Consider the following 3,098-nt stretch of genomic DNA (forward strand, 5'->3'; position numbering starts at 1 on the left):
CGAAGACCGCAACAGCCTCGACATTACCGCCCTTCTGCTTGGGTCTGGCGTCTATACGGATGCTCATGCCGCATGGGCGGGGATGACGGATTTTGCAAATGCGCTGAGCGAGGAATACCGCTACGAATTGCCCACCATGGGTGGTGGAATCCACACATCCAATTCCAACGCCACCATCCTCTCCGTCCTCAACCATGCCGGCCTCGACGTGCGCAGCATCGAAACTGCCGATGGCTCCAGCTATGTTGATGACACAAGGTATTGGGGGCATCCCGGCGCGGACAAGGATGCGCCCACGCTGTTGGGATCGGGTGACAGTGATCTGATAGAGGCCAGCACCAACAGCACTGCGGGTTTGTATATCCTCGGCAGAAGCCACAGGCATGATATCTTCATCGGAACGGATTTCGCTGACCACATTTATGGCGAGCAGGCATCTGGGCCTTTGGCAGGAGCAGATTACAGCCTGACTTGGGACGTCGTCACCTATTCACGCGCGGGGGCGGGTGTAAACATTCGCCTCCAGTCCAACAGCGCATTGTGGAATCCTCTCTCCTCTGGCCAATTGGAGGTTTACGGAGTCAACCCTTCCGAAGACAACGACGCACCGGATATCCTGTATGGTATCGAACAGCTTCACCTGTCTGATCACGATGATACGGTTGAGTTTATCGATCCGGTCGGGCGTTTGGAACATGCCACACTCGCTGATGGTGGACTTGGATATGACACGCTGGATTTCTCGTCCGCAGGGACTGCGATAGAGTTGAGATCAACATCGACCTCTTTCCGGCGCTCACTCGATCCGGATGATCCTTTCGATGGTCCCGAAGCGATTGATGCCGTTGAACTGAATGAAGGTTACTGGGTCGGAGAGCGCCTCACCTTCACCAATTTCGAACATGTCATCGGTTCGGATCACGGCGATGATCTCGATCTGCGCAAGCTCTCGCCCGGCGGGGCGCTGACGGCGGCGCAGGAGGCGGATATTGCGGCGGCGTGGAGCGCGTCCGGGTCAGGAACCGCCAATGATCCCGCAAGCATTGCCGCCGATGCCGCTGCGCGCATCGCTGCGGCCAATGCCGTGCCGCAGAACCAGATCGAGGTTCTGATCGAGGGCGGTGCGGGCGATGACGTGATCCGGGGAACCGAGACGGGGCACAACGAGATTCGCGGCGGCGCGGGCAACGACATCCTCTACGCGGGCGAACACACGTCGATCCTGTATGGCGGGGACGGTGACGACATCCTCTATGGCGGCGGCCTGGAGAGCCACCTTTATGGTGACGGCGGCTCGAATACGTTCAATCTGGCACATAATACATTCGTCAAGGATGCCACGACAGTGGATCAGGCCCGATGGGCGGGCTTGAATCTCTCCGGCGGCGTGCAGCAATGGTGGATGGAAGGCGGCTGGGCCTATTGGACGCCCGTGCCGATGATGATGAGTACGTTGCCGAGCGCGTTAGGCGGCATCCTTTCCGGTGTCCTTCTCCAGGCCAACATCCAGGCAATGCTGACCTTCCGCTACGGCATGTCCGAAAGTGGCCAGTTGATCATCCAGTACGGGCGCGGGCGCGGCGGGCAGGCGGTGATCGAGGATTATGATCTCGACCTCGAGACCGGCGCGGCGACGGGCGGGATCGTGGTCTTCAAGGAGGAGATCGGGAAATCGTCGCTGGCGGAGTTTCGCAATTACATCGAACTGAGCATCCGCGCGGGTTTTGCCGGCGGCTATACCGGCACGGATCCGCTGGTGCTCGATCTCGACGGGGACGGGCTCGATCTGACCCGGCGCGAGCGCGGGGATGTCCATTTCGATCTCGGCGGCGAGGGTTTTGCGCGCCACACCGCCTGGGTGGGCGCGAGCGACGCGCTGCTGGTGCGCGACATCAACGGCAATGGCCGCATTGATGATATCTCGGAACTGTTCGGCAATGCCACGACTTCCGGCTTCACCGAGCTCGCCGCGCTCGATTCCAACGCCGACGGCGTGATCGATGCCGGTGACGCCGGTTTCGACACGCTGATGATCTGGCGCGACCTCGACCAGAACGGCGAGAGCGATGCGGGCGAATTGCAGACGCTCACGGAGGCCGGCATCGCCTCGATCTCGCTGACCACCAGCGATCCCGACGTGACGGATGTCAACGGCAACACCATCCGCGAGGTGGCGGGCTTCACCCGCAGCGACGGCACCACCTCGACCATCGCCGATGTGCTGCTCGACAACGACCCCACCAATACACGCTATCTCGGCGATACCAGCGTCTCCGCAGCCGCAGCCGCGCTGCCGGCGCTGAAGGGCTTCGGCCGCGTCACCGATCTGCGCGTGGCGATGACCGACGATGCCGCGCTGCTCGCGCAGGTCACGGCCTTCGCCGATCTCCCCGTCGGCACCTCCTGGGCGGATATGCGCGCGGATGCCGAGGCGATCCTGTATCGCTGGGCGGGGGTGGACGGCGTCACCGCCGATACGATGGGCACGGATTTCGACACGCGCAAACTCGCCTTCTTGGAGACCTATTTCGGGCTCGAACTGACCCCGCGCGACGCGGCCGGCGTGCCGATCGGCAACAATCTTGCCGAGCTTGTCGAGAGCTGGGATGCCGCCCTCGACAAGGCCACGGCGCGCCTCGCGGTGCAGGGGCCGCTCGCGGCGCAGTTCGCGGGGGTGAGCTATAGCGAAGGGCGCGACCGGCTGCAGGCGGAGGGGCCCGCAGCACTCGCGGATGCCTTTTCGTCTGCGCTTACACAACTTCCAGATGATTTGACTGCGGCACAGCAGGCCTGGGATGCCTTGTGGGGGCCGCTCCTGCAGCATGTCACCGAGGCCATGCGCCGCGCCGACGGGATCGACGTGCGCCATGACTATATCGTGCAGGGGCTGGTTACGGCGCTGGCGACGACGCCCTCGGCGCTCGACCTCGCGGCGCTGGCGGCGGGCATCGGCATCGCCAATCTGCGCATCAGTGATGCCGGCGCGACCACGCTTTCGCGCGCCGGGGCGAGCGGGTCGATCGTCTATGTGGCCGATGGCAGCGACCAGGTCTTCAATGGCGGTACGGGCCAGGATGTCTACGTGTTCGGCGCGGATT

At 63.0% G+C, this 3,098-nt stretch carries 1 protein-coding gene; it reads left to right on the top strand.

Annotated elements, in window-relative coordinates; all coding sequences use genetic code 11:
* A partial coding sequence (locus VKP01_RS03665; protein ID WP_414706508.1) for a calcium-binding protein occupies window positions 1-3,098 on the top strand: 3,098 nt, incomplete at both ends.

This window comes from Saliniramus sp., assembly GCF_035311605.1.
In the GTDB taxonomy this organism is placed as follows: domain Bacteria; phylum Pseudomonadota; class Alphaproteobacteria; order Rhizobiales; family Beijerinckiaceae; genus Saliniramus.